This is a genomic window from Gillisella taibaishanensis (genome assembly GCF_001938985.1).
GTDB lineage: Bacteria > Pseudomonadota > Alphaproteobacteria > Rhizobiales > Rhizobiaceae > Allorhizobium > Allorhizobium taibaishanense.
In genome coordinates this window covers 369624-387693 of sequence record NZ_MKIN01000023.1, presented here as the reverse complement: position 1 = coordinate 387693, position 18070 = coordinate 369624, and the positions used below count along the sequence as shown (strand labels likewise).

7 protein-coding genes are annotated in these 18070 nt (G+C 59.6%); 3 read left to right on the top strand and 4 right to left on the bottom strand.

The genetic code is table 11. The features are described from left to right. Positions 1 to 174 precede the first annotated feature (174 nt). A complete protein-coding gene (locus BJF91_RS18530; protein WP_075615996.1) occupies positions 175 to 618 on the top strand; it encodes a metallopeptidase family protein in 444 nt (147 codons plus the stop codon). 91 nt (positions 619 to 709) lie between these two features. On the opposite strand, the gene pyc is transcribed toward BJF91_RS18530, so the two are convergent. Together pyc and BJF91_RS18520 are read right to left on the bottom strand one after the other, a co-directional pair. Next, a complete protein-coding gene (gene pyc, locus BJF91_RS18525; RefSeq protein ID WP_075615995.1) occupies positions 710 to 4168 on the bottom strand; it encodes a pyruvate carboxylase in 3459 nt (1152 codons plus the stop codon). 107 nt (positions 4169 to 4275) lie between these two features. Then, positions 4276 to 5016 (bottom strand): helix-turn-helix transcriptional regulator, encoded by a 741-nt coding sequence (locus tag BJF91_RS18520; RefSeq protein ID WP_075615994.1) that lies wholly within the window; start codon positions 5014 to 5016, stop codon positions 4276 to 4278. Between the two features lie 274 nt (positions 5017 to 5290). On the opposite strand from BJF91_RS18520, the gene BJF91_RS18515 reads away from it, so the two are divergent. Next, complete coding sequence (locus tag BJF91_RS18515; RefSeq protein ID WP_075615993.1) at positions 5291 to 7042, top strand: glucan ABC transporter ATP-binding protein/ permease; 1752 nt, start codon at positions 5291 to 5293, stop codon at positions 7040 to 7042. Positions 7043 to 7114: 72 nt separating this feature from the next. Here BJF91_RS18515 and BJF91_RS18510 read toward each other — a convergent pair whose 3' ends face one another. Further along, a complete protein-coding gene (locus BJF91_RS18510; RefSeq protein WP_075616101.1) occupies positions 7115 to 8254 on the bottom strand; it encodes a M20 aminoacylase family protein in 1140 nt (379 codons plus the stop codon). 550 nt (positions 8255 to 8804) lie between these two features. Here BJF91_RS18510 and BJF91_RS18505 point away from each other — a divergent pair. Then, positions 8805 to 17306 (top strand): GH36-type glycosyl hydrolase domain-containing protein, encoded by an 8502-nt coding sequence (locus tag BJF91_RS18505; RefSeq protein WP_075616100.1) that lies wholly within the window; start codon positions 8805 to 8807, stop codon positions 17304 to 17306. A gap of 111 nt (positions 17307 to 17417) precedes the next feature. On the opposite strand, the gene BJF91_RS18500 is transcribed toward BJF91_RS18505, so the two are convergent. Then, positions 17418 to 18044: a LysE family translocator gene (locus BJF91_RS18500; protein WP_075615992.1), complete on the bottom strand. Its 627-nt coding sequence runs from the start codon at positions 18042 to 18044 to the stop codon at positions 17418 to 17420. Positions 18045 to 18070 lie beyond the last annotated feature (26 nt).

Here is an 18070-nt window from a genome sequence, read left to right as displayed (position 1 = left end):
CACGATTTTGAATGCCACTCGTAAAGTGGTTGCAAACAGACTATATGGGGCTTTGCTGCGGCACGCTGAACCTGCCCTCGACTGAGGCGCAGCTGGTAGGGTTTGCAGTCCATCGAAGCGTTATGACAGGTCGCGCGTTGTCAGTCCTGCGCGGCACTGTCCTAGGAGTTCCCCATGGCCCGGATCGACCAATCCGAAGACTGGCGCGAGAAGCATGCGCCGACGATCAGCACTTTCGAGTCGCTGGCAATCGAAGCCTTCGGCAATTTACCCAAGGAATTCCGCGACCTTACCGGCAATCTCGTTATCGAAATTGCCGATTTTCCGACCGATGACGTGTTCGAAGACATGGCGCTTGAGACGCCTTTCGATCTGCTTGGGCTATTTGAGGGCCGTGGCATTTCGGAGCGCTTCAGTATGGACACCGGCGATGTGCCGAACAAGATCACGCTCTATCGCCGTCCGATCCTGGATTACTGGGCTGAAAACGAAGAGACGCTCGGCGATATCGTTACGCATGTGCTGATCCATGAGATCGGTCACCATTTCGGTCTGTCCGACGACGATATGGAGCGGATTGAGGAAAGCGTCGACGACGTGATCGTGGACCGGTCCTGACGGAATTCCATTGCGACTTTGCCGTGACTAGAACCGGTAAAGATCATCCATACGGCACGCCCGAATATCGTTCGGGCGTGCCGTATGCTTTTCAGGCTTCGAAGCCGATCAGCAGATCCTTTGCATCGATCTGATCACCGGCCTTTACAAGCACTTCGGCGATCTTGCCGTCGCGTTCGGCGTGAAGGGCCGTTTCCATCTTCATGGCTTCGATCGACAACAGCACATCGCCGGCCTTGACCATCTGGCCGGCCGAGACGAAGACGCGGGAAATGACGCCCGGCATCGGCGCGCCGACCTGTGCGGCATTGCCAGCTTCCGCCTTACGGCGGGCAACGCTTGCGGCTGCGCGGCTACGGTCCGGAATCTTGATGCGGCGCGGCTGGCCGTTCAGTTCAAAGAAGACGGTGACCATGCCTTGCGGATCAGGAGCACTGGCCGCCTGATTAACGATGACAAGCGTCTTGCCCTTTTCGATTTCGGCAAACAGTTCCTCGCCGTCGCCCATGCCATAGAAATAAGAATGGGTCGGCAGGACCGAAACCGGGCCATAGGTCTCCGAGGCCAGCGCGAAATCGGTGAAGACCTTCGGATACATCAGATAGGACGCGAATTCGAAGTCGTCGATCGGACGCTCCAGCTTGGTCTCGATGGTTTTGCGCTCGGCCTCGAGGTCGGCTTCCTTCAACAGTGAGCCGGGACGGACCGTGTAAGGCTTGTCGCCCTTGAGCGCCTTTTTCTGCAGAGCTTCCGGCCAGCCGCCCGGCGGTTGGCCCAGATCGCCCTTCAGCATCGACACGACGGAATCGGGGAAAGCGATATCCTTATCCGGATTCTGCACATCGGCGACGTCGAGATCCTGGGCGACCATCATCAGCGCCATGTCGCCGACCACCTTGGAGGATGGAGTGACCTTGACGATGTCGCCGAACATGCGGTTCACGTCGGCATAGGTCTGCGCCACCTCGTGCCAACGGGTTTCCAGCCCGAGCGAGCGTGCCTGTTCCTTGAGGTTGGTGAACTGGCCACCGGGCATTTCGTGTAGGTAGACTTCCGAGGCCGGACCCTTCAGGTCGCTTTCGAAGGCAGCATACTGGGCGCGCACGGCTTCCCAATAGAAGGAAATCCGGCGGATCCATTCCGGGTCGAGGCCGGGATCGCGGTCGGTGCCCGACAGCGCCTCGACGATGGAGCCCAGGCAGGGCTGCGAGGTGTTGCCGGAGAAGGCATCCATGGCGGCATCGACGGCATCGACGCCAGCATCGATAGCGGCCAGCACCGTTGCGGCGGAAATTCCTGACGTGTCATGGGTATGGAAATGGATCGGCAGGCTGGTCGCCTCGCGCAGCGCCTTGAACAGTACCTTCGCTGCTGCCGGCTTCAACAGGCCGGCCATATCCTTGACGGCAATGATATGAGCGCCGGCTTTTTCCAATTCAGCGGCAAGCGCCGTGTAATATTTCAGGTCATACTTCGGGCGGGCGCTGTTCAGGAGGTCGCCTGTGTAGCAGATCGCTGCTTCGCAGAGCTTGTTCTCTTCCTGCACGGCATCCATGGAGACGCGCATGTTGTCGACCCAGTTCAGGCAGTCGAACACCCGGAACAGATCGATGCCGCCCTTTGCGGCCTGACGAACGAAGTATTTGACGACATTGTCGGGATAGTTGGTGTAACCGACCCCGTTTGCGCCGCGCAGCAGCATTTGCAGCAGCAGGTTAGGCGCGCCCTCGCGGATCAGCGCCAGCCGCTCCCACGGGTCCTCGGTGAGAAAGCGCATGGACACGTCAAAGGTGGCGCCACCCCAGCATTCCAACGACAGAAGATTAGGCAATGCCCGGGCATAGACGCCGGCAACGCGGGCAATGTCGTGCGTGCGCATGCGGGTGGCGAGCAGCGACTGGTGACCGTCGCGCATCGTCGTATCCGTCAGCAGCACGCGCTTTTCGTTGCGCATCCACTCGGCAAAGCCTTTGGGGCCGAGCGCGTCGAGCTTCTGCTTGGTACCTTCGGCAATGTCGGCCTCGATATAGGGGATGACTGGCTTGGCAGCCTTGTCTGACGGCTTGGGGCGCCCCTTGGTCTCCGGGTGACCGTTGACGGTCACGTCGGCGAGGTAGGTCAACAGCTTGGTGGCGCGGTCCTGGCGCTTGACTTGGGCAAACAGTTCCGGCGTCGAGTCGATGAAGCGCGTCGTATAGGTATTGTTGCGAAACTTCTCGTGCCCGATGATCGCTTCCAGGAAGGTCAAGTTGGTCGCTACGCCACGGATGCGGAATTCCCGAAGCGCGCGGTCCATCCGGCTAATGGCTTCCTGCGGGCTTGCGCCGGCAGCGGTCACCTTGACCAGCAACGGATCGTAGTAGCGGGTGATGATCGCGCCAGTATAGGCGGTGCCGCCATCCAGGCGAATGCCGAAGCCGGCAGCCGAACGATAGGCGGTGATGCGGCCGTAGTCGGGAATGAAATTGTGCTCGGGATCCTCGGTGGTGACGCGGCATTGAAGCGCATGGCCGTTGAGGCGAATATTGTCTTGCGCTGGGACACCCGATTCCGGCGTGCCGATGGCAAAGCCCTCGAGAATATGGATCTGCGCCTTGACGATATCGATACCGGTGACGACTTCTGTCACGGTATGCTCGACCTGGATGCGCGGATTGACCTCGATGAAATAGAATTTCCCGGTATCGGCATCCATCAGATATTCGACGGTGCCGGCGCCGATATAGCCGGTCGCCCGGGCGATCTTCAGCGAATATTGCGCAAGTTCCTGGCGCTGTGCTTCTGAGAGATAGGGAGCCGGCGCCCGTTCTACGACTTTCTGGTTGCGGCGCTGCACCGAGCAATCGCGCTCGAAGAGATGCACGACATTGCCGTGCGTGTCGCCGAGGATCTGACTTTCGACATGGCGGGCGTTTTCGACCAGCTTTTCCAGATAAACTTCGTCCTTGCCGAAGGCAGCCTTGGCCTCGCGCTTGGCTTCCGTGACTTCCCGGGCCAGATCCGCTTCGGAGCGAATGACGCGCATGCCGCGTCCGCCGCCGCCCCACGAGGCCTTCAGCATCAACGGGTAGCCGATCTCCTTTGCCATCCGCGCGATTTCGTCCGTGTCATCAGGCAATGGCTCGGTTGCCGGCACGACGGGAACGTCCACCTCAACGGCAAGATTGCGAGCGGAGACCTTGTTGCCGAGCTGCCGCATTGTGTGCGAGGTCGGACCAATGAAAATCAGTCCTGCATCGTTACAGGCGTCGACAAATTCTGGACTTTCTGAAAGCAGACCGTAGCCGGGATGGATGGCATCGGCGCCGGAGAGCTTGGCGACGCGAATGATTTCTTCAATTGACAGATAGCTTTCGATCGGCCCCAGGTCACGCTTCAGATGCGGTCCGCGCCCGACCTGATAGCTTTCATCCGCCTTGAAGCGATGTAAGGAAAGTTTGTCTTCTTCAGCCCAGATGGCGACCGTCTTGATGCCCAGTTCATTCGCAGCCCGAAACACTCGGATCGCTATTTCTGAGCGATTGGCAACTAAGATTTTTGAAATCGACAAAATGGGCCTCCTCATCATCACGCACGTATTGTGCGACTGCGAAGAGAATGCATAGCCCTTTGTAAGGGATCGTGCAATTTAGGCAGCACGACCGCATGATGAAATTTTCAGCTAATCAGTCCGAGCCGATAGGCCATTGCAACCATATGCTGCCGGTTTTTGGCGTTCAGCTTATCCTGCAACTCGTTGACGTACCAATCGACCGTATGATTCGAGATTTCCAGCAGTTTGCTCATCTCGTTTGAGGTCATGCCTTCTGCGAGATAGGTGAGGATCTCCAACTCGCGACGGGTGAGCCGTACATCCACCTTCTGCACCGTCGATAGCTGATCGGCCTCGCCGCTGATTTCCGCCAGTCGCCAGAAAGCGCACTTCGCCACAGAATCAAACAGCACAATTTCCAGCTGGGTCAGTTCCACTGGTCGACCGCACACGGTCATATAGCCCAACAATCCGCCGCGACCATGCACCGGGAAAATATAGCCGTCCTCCAGGCCAAACCGCTGTGCATCCATCATCATCCGCTGCATACGCTTGAAATGCGGATCATCGCCAAAGACCGTCAGCGTCTCACTCCAGCGATACGGGCGGTGGGCATGAGCAAGATAGCGGATCGAGGGGTCAATCAGCGCAAATTTCTTTGTAGCGTAAATCTGAGGCCATTTTTCCGGCCAACGCCCCGCCAAGGCGAGCGAAAGAGGGTTCTGGTCAGGCTTTGGGCTGCGGAGGAGGCCGTAACAATCAAATTTATAGACTTCCAGAACTTTTTCCAATTCGAAGACGAGTTCTTCGCGACTGCGGCACCCTTGCGATACAGCCAAAAACTGTATGAGATGATTGACACTCACACGCACCCCCTAGGTCCAGCGCAGCTGAACATTAACATTACCTAATTCTTATCAAACACTATGTCTTAAAATACACGTTAAGCTTATGTGTTCGTTAATTCAGCTACCTGAAATTTCACCCATAGCAAGCATGGGTGAAAATAGAATTGCAAAAGTCGACTTTGCACAACAAGAACCGGTCTGTATAGGCAGCGTTCAGGTTCGCCTCCTTAAAATATCGTGAGTCGTTGCCGAAAACGGCCCATTCAAAAGCCGATCTGGAGAAACTGACGCCATGTCCCTGTTACAAATTTACTGGCGAGCCCTGCAGTATCTTGGAGCCTACCGGATGAAGGTAGGGATCGTAGTGATGGCCAACGTCACCCTGGCCGTCATCACCATCGCCGAGCCGGTTTTGTTTGGCTGGATCATCGATGCCATCTCGAGCGGCAAGCCCGTCAAGAATATCCTATTGCTCTGGGGCGGGTTCGGTGTGTTCAACACCATCGCCTTTGTGCTTGTGGCACGCGAGGCCGACAGGCTCGCTCATGGCCGGCGCGCCAGCCTGCTGACGGAAGCTTTCGGCCGGATCATTTCCATGCCGCTATCCTGGCACCATCAGCGGGGCACGTCCAACGCGCTGCATACGCTGTTGCGCGCCAGTGAAACCCTGTTCGGCCTCTGGCTCGAATTCATGCGCACGCATCTTGCGACCGCTGTGGCGCTGGTGCTGCTGGTGCCGACGGCCTTCTCCATGGACGTGCGCCTCTCGCTGGTGCTGATCGTGCTTGGCCTGATCTACATGGCGATCGGCAAGACGGTCATGGACAAGACCAAGGATGGCCAGGCGTCGGTCGAAAGCCATTATCACACGGTATTTTCCCATGTCAGCGACACGATCAGTAATGTCTCGGTGGTGCATAGCTACAACCGCATCCAGGCCGAAACCTCTGCCCTGAAGGAATTTACCACCAAGCTGCTCGACGCGCAGTATCCGGTGCTCGACTGGTGGGCGATTGCAAGCGGCCTCAACCGCATTGCCTCCACTGCGTCGATGCTGATCATTCTGATTATCGGCACCATGCTGGTGCAGAGCGGCGAATTGCGGGTCGGCGATGTCATCGCCTTCATCGGCTTTGCCAACCTGCTGATTGCCCGCCTGGACCAGATGCGGCAGTTTTCTACCCAGATCTTCGAGGCCCGCGCTAAGCTCGAGGAGTTTTACGTGCTCGAAGATTCCGTTCAGGAGCGCGACGAACCGGCGGGCAACCGCGACCTGAAAGGCGTGCGGGGCGATGTGGAATTCCAGCACGTCTCCTTCGATTTCGCCAACACGACCCAGGGCGTCAAGGATGTGTCCTTCTCGGTCAAGGCCGGCCAGACGATTGCGATCGTCGGTCCGACCGGTGCCGGCAAGACCACGTTGATCAACCTGTTGCAGCGCGTGCACGAACCGCAGCAAGGTCACATTCTGATTGACGGCGTCGATATCTCGACGATCACCCGTCAGTCGCTGCGCCATTCGATCGCAACCGTGTTCCAGGATGCCGGTATTCTCAACAGGTCGATTGCCGAGAATATCCGCATTGGCCGCGAGAACGCGACGGACGAGGATATCGTGCGGGCTGCCGAAGCTGCTGCCGCCACTGATTTCATCGAGAGCCGCCAGTCCGGTTTCGATACCCATGTCGGTGAGCGTGGCAACCGGCTGTCGGGCGGCGAACGCCAGCGTATTGCTATTGCCCGGGCAATCCTCAAGGATGCGCCGATCCTGGTTCTCGATGAAGCGACCAGCGCGCTCGATGTGGAAACCGAATCCCGGGTCAAATCGGCTATCGATCGCCTGCGCGAAAATCGAACCACCTTCATCATCGCCCATCGGCTGTCGACCGTGCGCGATGCCGATCAGGTGCTGTTCCTCGACCATGGCCGGATCATCGAAATGGGCGGTTATGAGGAATTGAGCGCCAAGGGCGGCCGCTTTGCAGCCCTGCTGCAGACCAGTGGCCTGCTGAAGGATGACGAAAAGGTGGCTGCGGCCGTCTAACGTCTGTCGACACCATTAAAGAAAAAGCGCGGCCTGCGAAGGTCGCGCTTTTTTCGTTGGCGCGTCGGAAGGCTATTCAGATCCTAATCTGCTTTCTACAAGCTCAACCCAGAAGGTCGTGCCTATAGGCAAGATATCATCGTTGAAATCGTAGCGCGGATGGTGGAGCGGCGGATCGTCATCCGTGCGCTTGGTGCCGAGGAAGAAGTAGGTGCCTGGCCGCTCTTGCAGCATATAGGCGAAGTCCTCGCTGCCCATGATCGGGCGGGGCATGTCGAACACCTTGTCTTCGCCGGCAAAGCGCTTGGCGAGGGCCCGTACATAATCGGTTTCAGGCCCGTGATTGACGGTCGCGGGATAGCCGCGTTCATAGTCCAGTTCGACCCGCATGCCGTAACTCGCTGCCTGGCCCTCGGCAATTGCGCGGATGCGGTTCTCCAGCTGGTCGCGCACGCCATCGTCGAAACAGCGGATAGTCAGCACCATCTCGGCGCGTTCAGGAATGACATTGCTGGCCGCACCGGCGTGAAAGCCGCCAACGGTGACCACGACGGGATCGAGCGGGTGAATATTGCGCGACGCAATGGTTTGCAGCGCCATAATAATGCTGGCGCCGGCGACGATGGGGTCGCTGGCGCTCTGCGGCTCCGCCCCATGACCGCCACGGCCGATCACGGTAATCTTGCACTCGTCGACCGAGGCCATGACTGGTCCCTCCCGGAAACCGAAATGTCCAAAAGCAGTACCGGGATCGTTGTGCAGACCGAACACGGCGTCGCAGGGGAAGCGCTCGAACAATCCGTCTTCGATCATGAGGCGGGCGCCGCCGAAATTCTCCTCGGCCGGCTGGAAGATCAGATGCACCGTGCCGTCGAAATTACGCCGCTCTGCCAGGATGGCGGCGGCGCCGAGCAGCATGGCGGTGTGGCCGTCGTGGCCGCAGGCATGCATGCGGCCGGGGTTGAGGCTGGCATAGTCGAGCCCGGTTTCCTCCGTGATCGGCAGCGCGTCGAAATCCGCCCTGATCCCGATAGACCTGTCGCTGTTTCCGTTGCGAAGGGTTGCGACGATCCCGGTTTTTGCCAGGCCGCGGGTAACCTCGTAGCCCAGCGCCTCCAGCTTGCCGGCCACGTAATCCGAGGTGTGGAATTCCGAGAGGCCGAGTTCCGGATGCTGGTGCAGGTAGCGACGCATCGCGACGACATCTTTCATGTCGTTTGAGAAAAAGAGAGACATAGTTAACCTAAAATGTGGATGGTCGGTTTCCGATTCGCGCCTTCGGCTGCGGTTGTCGTTCCCCTGTGTGCGGGCCTCAAAAAGGGTCACGCAGGGTGTCCGGGAACGATGTCGCGAGTTTACACCCGTTCAGCTTCGGTTCAAGCAGCGCGTTGCAGTGTCGGAAACTTGGATGGAATGCATTATGATAAAGACCCAGGGATCTGCAGCGATCGAGCAGATGATACGTCCCGGGCAAAGGGAGTGGCCGAAACCGTGAAAAGCTGCTTAAGAATGCCTGATATCCCGACCATAAAGACGGCGATGCGCTCTGCTTGCGCTGCCGATTCCTCCCTTTCCATCCTGCCATCGTTCCATCAGGACAATGGTTTTGAACCTTGTCACGCTGCCGCCATCGCCCCGGTTTATGCAGCTTCGCCGACTTTACCTCAGCTGCGGGCCTTCCCTTAGGCCCCGCTGAGGCTATGTCATTGCTGCATTTCCCATGCGGCCGATTTCAATCTTGCTGGTAACAGAATTCGAGACCATGTCCCCATCTATGACGCCGTCCACAGCGCCACGCGATACAGAAACCCGCAGTATCGATCATAACGATTCGATCAGGGCCACTTATCTGACGATTGAAGAGCTCCAGGAGAAATCCAGAGCTCTCGCCACGTCGGTCATAAGCAGCCTTCCAGGCTTCTTCGATTTCGACTTCTTTGCCCGGCATAAGGAAAACGAGCGGGAAATCCTGCGCGTTTACCGCACGACGGCTGCCGATGTGGAAGCCGGGGCGACGATTACGCCTGCGGCGGAATGGCTGCTCGACAATCATTACATTATCGAAGAAGCGATCCAGGAAGTCCGCCGCGATTTTCCCCGCAAGTTCTATCGCCAGCTGCCGACGGTGCAGATCGGCGACCGGGTCATTCCCCGCGTCATGGCGCTCGCCTGGCTTTACGTCGCCCATACCCATTCGACCGTGACACGCGAAAGCATGACGGCACTCGCCGAGGGCTATCAGTCCGAACATTCGCTTGAGATCGGCGAATTGTGGGCCCTGCCCTCCATGGTCCGCTTCGTGCTCGTCGAAAATCTGAAGCGCATTTCCACGCGCGTCGAACAGTCCCGGCAGATGCGGCGCAAGGCCAACGAGGCCGCCGACGAAATCGTGCGGCTGAACGACGAAGCCGCCTGCCGCGAGTATCTGAAGCAGCTGGAAACGCTCGCCGACGACAATACGTTTGCAACGCAGTTCCTTTACCGGCTGCGCAACGGATCACAGACCTCTGCCGTCGCCGTCAGCTGGCTTGAGCAGCGGCTGGAAGCCAATGGCCGCACGACCGAAGAGGCCATGGCCTCCGAACATAACCGGCTGTCATCAGGCAATGTCACGATGGGCAGCATCATCAAGGGTCTGCGGACCATTGATGATACGGAATGGTCGGTCTGGGTCGAAGAAGTTAGCCATGTCGACAAGGTGCTGCGGACCCACAGCGACTATGAAGCGCTGGATTTCGGCTCGCGCAACAGCTACCGCAATACGATCGAGAAACTGGCGCGTCGCTCAGACAAGTCAGAGCTGGAAATTGCCCAGATTGCCATCGATCTCTCCAAGGCTGCTGCGGTTACTGGCGATCTCTCGGACGCGCCGTCTAATGTTGGCAGCGTTCTGGTCGGAGCGCAGAAGGAAGAGCTGGAAAGGGCCGTCGGGTACCGCGTGCCCGCTCATATCGCCCTCACCCGCGCCTTCAAGCGGCTGCATTGGTTGGCGATTGCGCTACCCATCCTGGCTCTGACGGCATTGGCGCTGGCGCTGATCGCCTGGTACCTTGCCTATGCCGGCCTGTCGGTGCCGCTGATCACCGTGCTGGTGATCCTGTTTGCCCTGCCGGCTTCGGAAGGTGCCACGGGCCTGTTCAACACGCTCGCCACCTTCGTGCTCAAGCCTGCCCGGTTGGCGGGCTATGAATTCAAGGAAGGCATCCCGGAGGATGCGCGAACGCTGGTTGCCGTCCCCTGCATGATTTCCAAGCGTGACCATGTCGACGAACTGGTGCGCAATCTCGAAGTCCATTACCTCACCAATCCGCGCGGCGAAGTCTATTTCGCGCTGCTCAGCGACTGGCCAGATGCCAAGGTCGAGGAAACGCCTTCTGACCTCGAAGTCTTCGAATATGCCAAGCGCGAAGTTGCCGCGCTGAATGCGCGCTACAACGAGGATGGCAAGACCCGCTTCTATTTCCTGCACCGTCGCCGGCTGCTCAATCCGCAGGAAGACTGCTGGATGGGCTGGGAGCGCAAGCGCGGTAAGCTGCATGAGTTGAACCTGCTGCTGCGCGGCGACAAGGATACGTCCTATCTGCCGGGCGCCAATATGGTGCCAGAGGGCGTACAATATGTGATGACGCTGGACGCCGATACCAGGCTGATGCGCGATGCCGTCACCAAGTTGGTCGGCAAGATGTATCACCCGATCAACCGGCCGGTGCACGATCCGGAAACTGGTCGCGTCATCAGCGGCTACGGTATTCTGCAGCCGCGCGTCACTCCGTCGTTGACCACGGGCAAGGATGCCTCGGTCTTTCAGCGGGTATTTTCGATCAATCGCGGTCTCGACCCCTATGTCTTCACCGTTTCCGACGTCTATCAGGACATTACCGGCGAAGGCAGCTTCACGGGTAAGGGCCTCTACCACGTTGACGCCTTCGAGCGCGCCATCAAGGGACAGATCGACGAGAACACCATTCTCAGCCACGATTTGCTCGAAGGCTCGTTTGCCCGCTGCGCGCTGGTGACGGATGTCGAGCTGGTCGAGGATTTCCCGACCCGCTACGAAGTGGAAATTTCGCGCCAGCACCGCTGGGCGCGTGGCGACTGGCAGTTGCTGCCTTACATTCTTGATCCGAAGCGCGGGATCACCGCTCTCGGTCGTTGGAAGATGGTCGACAATCTGCGCCGTTCGCTAACGCCGATTGCCTGGTTTGCCGCCTCCGTGATCGGCTGGTTCGCCATGAACCCGATCGACACGCTGATCTGGCAATTGCTGCTGATCTTCTCGCTGTTCGTCGCTCCGACGATCTCGCTGATCAATGCGCTTGTGCCGCGTCAGACCGATATCGTGCCGAGCGCGCATTTCCAGTCGCTCTGGGCCGATCTGCGGGGCGCCAATGCCCAGGTGGCGTTGCGTATCGTCTTTATCGCCGACATGGCCTGCATGATGGCCGATGCCATCGTGCGCTCGATGTACCGGCTTCTCGTCACTCGCAAGTTCCTGCTGGAATGGCGCACCGCCGCCAGCATCCAGTCGGTCGCCCAGGGCAGCATCGCCACCTATTACCGGACGATGCGCTATGCGCCGACGCTGGCCATCGTCGCCTTTGGCCTGTCGACCTACGAAGCCGGCTATGGTGCGCTGATCGGCCTGCCGTTCTCGCTGATGTGGGTTCTGTCGCCGCTGGTCGCCTGGTATGTCAGCCAGTCCGCCGAGACGGAAGATCGGCTGCTGGTGCCCGAGGAAACTGTCATCGAACTGCGTCGCATCGCGCGCCGCACGTGGCGCTATTACGAGACCTTCGCCAATGCCGGCGAACATTTCCTGCCGCCTGATAACTTCCAGGAAACGCCGGAGCCTGTCGTGGCGCGGCGCACCTCGCCGACCAATATCGGCGTTTATCTTCTCTCGATCGTTTCCGCCCGCCATTTCGGCTGGCTCGGCTTCGAACAGACTATCGAGAAGCTGGAACAGACCATCGGTACCGTCGAGAAGATGGATAAGTTCCGTGGTCATATCTACAACTGGTATCATACGGATACGCTGAAGCCGCTCGGCAATCGCTACATCTCGGCTGTCGACAGCGGCAACCTTGCCGGTCACCTGATTGCCATCTCGTCCGCCTGCCGCCACTGGGCGGAAGCGCCCTCAGCGCATCTCCAGGGCAGCCTCGACGGTATCGGCGATGTCGGTGGTATCCTGATGGAAGCGCTGAAGGAACTGCCCGACGACCGCAAGACCGTGCGGCCGCTGCGCACCCGCCTCTATGAGCGGATCATCGGCTTCAACAATGCCCTGGCGTCCGTCAAGCGCGAGCATGAGTTTGCCTCGATCCGGGTGATCAACCTTGCGGTTCTTGCCCGCGACATCCAGAAACTTGCCGCCAATCTCCATCACGAACTCCGCTCCGACAAGAGTACAGATCTGCTGCGCTGGAGCGAATCGCTGGTCGCGGTCTGCGAATCCCATATTGCCGACAGCGCTTTCGACCTTTCCAATATCGAGCCGCTGCGCCAGCGTCTGGCCAGCCTGCGCGACCGCAGCCGCGATCTCGCCTTCTCGATGGATTTCGCCTTCCTGTTCCGCAAGGAGCGCCGTCTGCTCTCCATCGGCTACCGAGTCGAGACTATGGAGTTGGACGAGGCCTGCTACGACCTTTTGGCGTCGGAAGCACGCCTGACCTCGCTGTTTGCCATTGCCAAGGGCGATCTGCCGACCGAGCACTGGTACAAGCTTGGCCGCCAGGTCGTGCCGATCGGCTCGCGCGCGGCGCTGGTCTCCTGGTCCGGCTCGATGTTCGAATATCTGATGCCGCCTCTGGTCATGCAGGAGCGTCAGGGTGGCATTCTGAACCAGACGAACAATCTGATCGTCAAGGAACAGATGAACCACGGCAAGCGCCTGAATATCCCCTGGGGTATTTCGGAAGCGGCTTTCAACGCTCGCGACCATGCGCTGGCCTACCAGTATACCAACTTCGGCGTGCCGACCCTCGGCCTCAAGCGCGGTCTCGGCCAGAATGCCGTCATCGCACCTTATGCGTCGATCCTCGCCAGCCAGTACGATCCGAAGGCGGCAGCGGAAAACCTGAAGAAGCTGCGTTCGCTCGGCGCGCTTGGCGCCTACGGCTTCCACGATGCCGTCGACTTCACGCCGACCCGCGTGCCGAAGGGCAAGCCCTGCGCCGTGGTCTACAATTACTATGCCCACCATCACGGCATGTCGATTGCGGCCATCGCCAACGTGACCTTCAACGGTCTGTTGCGTGAACTCTTCCATGCCGATCCGGTGATCGAAGCGGCGGAACTGCTGCTGCAGGAAAAGGCACCGCGGGAAATCCCTGTCATGAGCGCGAAATACGAGCCTCAGACCCCGGGCAAGGGCCAGGCGGATCTGCTGCGTCCGGAGATCCGCACCATCACCGATCCGCTGTCCAAGGACCGCGAACTTGTTCTGCTGTCGAACGGCCACTACTCGGTCATGCTGACGGCGACAGGCTCCGGCTTCTCACGTTGGAACGGGCTTTCCGTGTCGCGTTGGAAGCCCGACCCGACCGAAGACCGCAACGGTACCTTTATCTTCCTGCGCGATACCGCGTCGGGCGAATGGTGGTCGACGACCGCAGCGCCGCGTCGCGCGGCGGAAGAAAAGACCCGAGTCGTGTTCAGCGACGACAAGGCGGAATTCACCAAGACTGTCGGCGACATCACCTCGACCGTCGAATGCGTCGTTGCCACAGAGCATGACGCCGAAGGCCGGCGCGTAACCTTGCTCAACACCGGCACCGAAGACCGCTTCATCGAAGTGACCTCCTACATGGAGCCGGTACTATCGAGCGACGACAATGACAACGCCCACCCGGTGTTCTCGCGGATGTTCGTTAAGACCGAGCTTGGCCGCAAGGGCGACGTGATCCGCATCGAGCGCAACAAGCGTTCACCGAGCGATCCCGATATCTGCGTGGCGCATCTGGTTTCCGATACGTCGGGACCGGGCCGCAATACCGAATTCGAGACGGACCGCTATAAGTTCATCGGCCGTGGCCGCACGCTTTCCGAAGCTGTGGCCTTCGATCCCGATGCGGTTCTGTCGGGTTCGGAAGGCTTTACGCTCGATCCGATTGCCAGCTTCCGCCGCGTGTTGCGCGTGCCCGCCGGCAAGAAGGTCAGCGTGGTCTATTGGACCATTGCCGCCCCGAGCCGCCAGGAAGTCGATGTCGCCATCGAGCGCTATCGCCATCCCGACGCCTTCAACCACGAAATGCTGCACGCCTGGACCAGAACCCAGGTTGAGATGCGCCATATCGGTATCACCTCGCAGCAGGCTGCAGCCTTCCAGCAGCTCGGTCGCTACCTGATCTATCCCGACATGCATCTGCGTGCCGATCCGGATACGGTCCGCGCCGGCCTCGCCTCGCAGTCGGCACTGTGGCCCAACTCGATCTCGGGCGACTATCCGATCTTTGCGGTGCGCATCAATGACGAAATGGACACGGAAGTGGTCCGTGAAGCATTGAGTGCTCAGGATTACCTGCAGCGCCATGGCGTCGTCACCGATGTCGTTGTCCTCAATGAGCGGGCTGCGTCCTACGCCCAGGACATGCAGCATGCCCTGGAACAGTTGGCCGAGGGCATGCGCACCAAGCAGGCCGAAGGTGGCCAGCAGCATGTGTTTGCCGTGCGCCGCGATCTGATGGATGAGAGCGGCTGGAATGCCGTGCTCGCCGCTGCCCGCGTCGTTCTGCATGCCCGCAATGGCAAGATCACCGATCAGGTCACCCATGCCGCCGAGCTGTTTGCAGCGCCGCGCGGTGTGGATGCCGTGGATTCCGATTGGTATCCGCCGGTGCCTGTCATGGCTGGTCGCGCTGACCGCATCCTGCCTGACATCGACGGCAGCGATCTGGAATTCTGGAATGGCTACGGCGGTTTCGCCGAAAGCGGTGCCGAATATGTGGTGCGGCTTGGCCCTGGCCAGTCGACGCCGCAGCCGTGGATCAATGTCATCTCCAATGACAATTTCGGCTTCCACATCTCGGCCGAAGGCGCAGGCTTTACCTGGAGCCGCAACTCGCGTGACTATCAGCTGACGCCCTGGTCGAACGATACAGTCACCAACCGCACCGGCGAGGCCTTCTACGTGGCCGATCTCGACAGCGGCGAGGTGGTGAGCCCGATTGCGGCTGCAAGCAATCGTCAGGATGTGGTCTATGAAACCCGCCATGGCCTGGGCTACTCGGTCTTCTCAACCGAGGCTGCCGGTCTTGCGGTCGAATTGACCGTTACGGTCGATCAGGTCGAGCCGGTCCGCTTTAGCCGGCTGAAGATCCGCAACACCGGCAATACCACCCGGCGTCTGCGCAGCTATGGTTATGTCGAATGGATCCTCGGCAACAACCCGATGAAGACGGCTGCCTTCGTGCTGCCGTCCCATGATGCGGAAACTGGCGCACTTCTGGCGACCAACCCCTATAGCATCGACTATTCGGGCCGGTTTGCCTTCCTGACCGCTGTGGAAGCGGCAACAGGCTTTGCCTCGAGCCGCCGTGAATTCATCGGCCGCCATGGCGATATCAAGATGCCGCAGGCGGTTGCCAAGGCTTCGCCTTTGTCCGGTTCCATCGATCCGGAAGGCGATCCCTGCGCGGCGCTGGCTTTCGACCTCACCCTTGAGCCGGGCGAGGAGGCTTCGGTTACCTTCCTGATGGGCGATGCCGCAACGGTCGACCAGGCCCGCAGCCTGATCGGTGCCGCAAGAGCCAAGGGCTTCGATGGCGCTCTCAACGAGGCCAAGGCCTTCTGGGGTGACTTCACCGGCCATATCAAGGTCAAGACCGGCGACAAGGCCTTTGACCATATGGTCAACCATTGGCTGCCGTACCAGACGCTCGCTTGCCGCATCAAAGCGCGTGCCGGCTTCTACCAGGCCTCCGGTGCCTATGGCTTCCGCGACCAGTTGCAGGACAGTCTCGCCTTCCTGCTCTATCGTCCGGAGCTCGCCCGAAACCAGATCCTCAATGCTGCTTCGCGGCAGTTTAAGGAAGGTGACGTGCAGCATTGGTGGCTGCCGCAGAACGGTGCCGGCATTCGCAGCACCATCTCGGATGACGTGGTCTGGCTGGCCTATGCCATCCACTCCTATGTGACAGCGACGGCCGACAAGGCGATCCTCGATGCCGATGTCAGCTTCCTCGATGGCCCGACACTTGCTCTCGGACGGCATGACGCCTTCTTCCAGCCGGAGATCTCCGCTGAAAAGGCCTCGCTTTACGAGCATGCTGCCCGCGCGCTGGATCTGGCGATCACACGCACCGGCACCAACGGTCTGCCGCTGATCCTCGGCGGTGACTGGAACGACGGCATGAATCGGGTCGGCGTCGCCGGTCGCGGCGAAAGCATCTGGCTCGGCTGGTTCCTTGCCAATGCACTGACGGTGTTTGCGCCCTTTGCCGAAGAGCGCAAGGACTCAGGCCGCGTCAAGGCTTGGACGAACCACCTGAAGAGCCTGAAGGTCGCCCTTGAAAAGGCCGGCTGGGACGGCGATCACTACCGTCGCGGCTATTTCGACGATGGCGATCCGTTGGGCTCCGATCAGTCGGACGAGTGCCGGATCGATGCCATTGCCCAATCCTGGTCGGTTCTCTCTGGCTTTGCCGAGCCGGACCGCCAGCAGAAGGCAATGGACGCTGTCGTCGGCCGCTTGATCGATGACGAAGTCGGTATCGTGCGTCTGTTCACTCCGCCGTTCGAGAAGAGCCGTCTGGACCCGGGCTATATCAAGTCCTATCCGCCGGGCGTGCGCGAAAACGGTGGCCAGTATACCCATGCGGCGATCTGGACGGGCCTGGCGCTTTCCAAGCTCGGCCGCACGGACGAGGCATGGAAGGTGTTCTCGATGCTGAACCCGGTCCATCATGCTCAAACCACCGATGAGGCAAACCGCTACCGCGTCGAGCCCTATGTCGTCGCAGCCGACGTCTATGGCGGACCGGGCTATGAAGGCCGCGGTGGCTGGACCTGGTATACGGGCTCGGCCGGCTGGCTCTACCGGTTCGCGCTCGAAGGCTTCCTCGGCATCCACCGCGAAGGCCAGGGCATCAGCCTGAAGCCGGCGCTGCCGTCCAGCATGGACGCCTACGAGGCGGAAATCAGCATCGGCGGCAAGGCCGTCTCGGTCAAGGCGAGCCGCAAGGCTGACGGCTCCGGCTATGACGTCAGTGCCAATGGCGTTGCGGTCGCTGAAAAGGATGGAGCTTTCGCGATCAGCCTTTGATGCTCATGTGACTTGAATAGAAAAAGCGGCTGGAACTTCGGTTCCGGCCGCTTTTCATATTTGTCTCTGGCTTCATGACCTTACCGAAGCAGCCAAAACTCTCCGAGAAAGCTATGGACGGCTTGTCAGTAGCTTTATTCCTGCTGCAGTGAAGAAGACTCCTAACGTCAGGTCTATCCACCGACGTGCCCGCTGGTAAATGGCGATAATGCGTTCGGTGGAGAATGCGACAGCATAGGCCGCATGGCCGGCAACCGAGAGAATTGTGGTGCCAATCACAATGGTAAGTGCAGTGGATGCTGGTGCCGAATGTGCAAGACCAAGCGACATGATTGCAATCCACGTCAGGGCGGCCTTTGGATTGGTCAGTTGGATAGCCAAGCCACGAAAGAAGAACGCATATAAACCTCCTGAATCAAGCGAGGAGGGGGCCTTGGCCGCCGCTGTAGTCGCTGCGGAACGAAACGCCTTAAACGCCAACCACAGAAGGTAGAGACCGCCAGCGATCTTGATGATTGTCAGAACGGATGCGTAGGCCGAGATCAAGGCCGTCAAACCAATGGCGGTCATGGACGCCCAAATGAGCGAGCCAGCAGAAATACCCAATGCCAGTGCAAGGCCAGCCCTCCGGCTCACGGCCATGGAAGTCCCGATGACAGACAGTATGTTCGGCCCAGGGCTCAACATTCCGAGCGCGAAGGCTCCGAAAGCAAGACCTATTTCAGGTAAATGCTCCATCTCCTATATCCTCCATTTCATTTCCC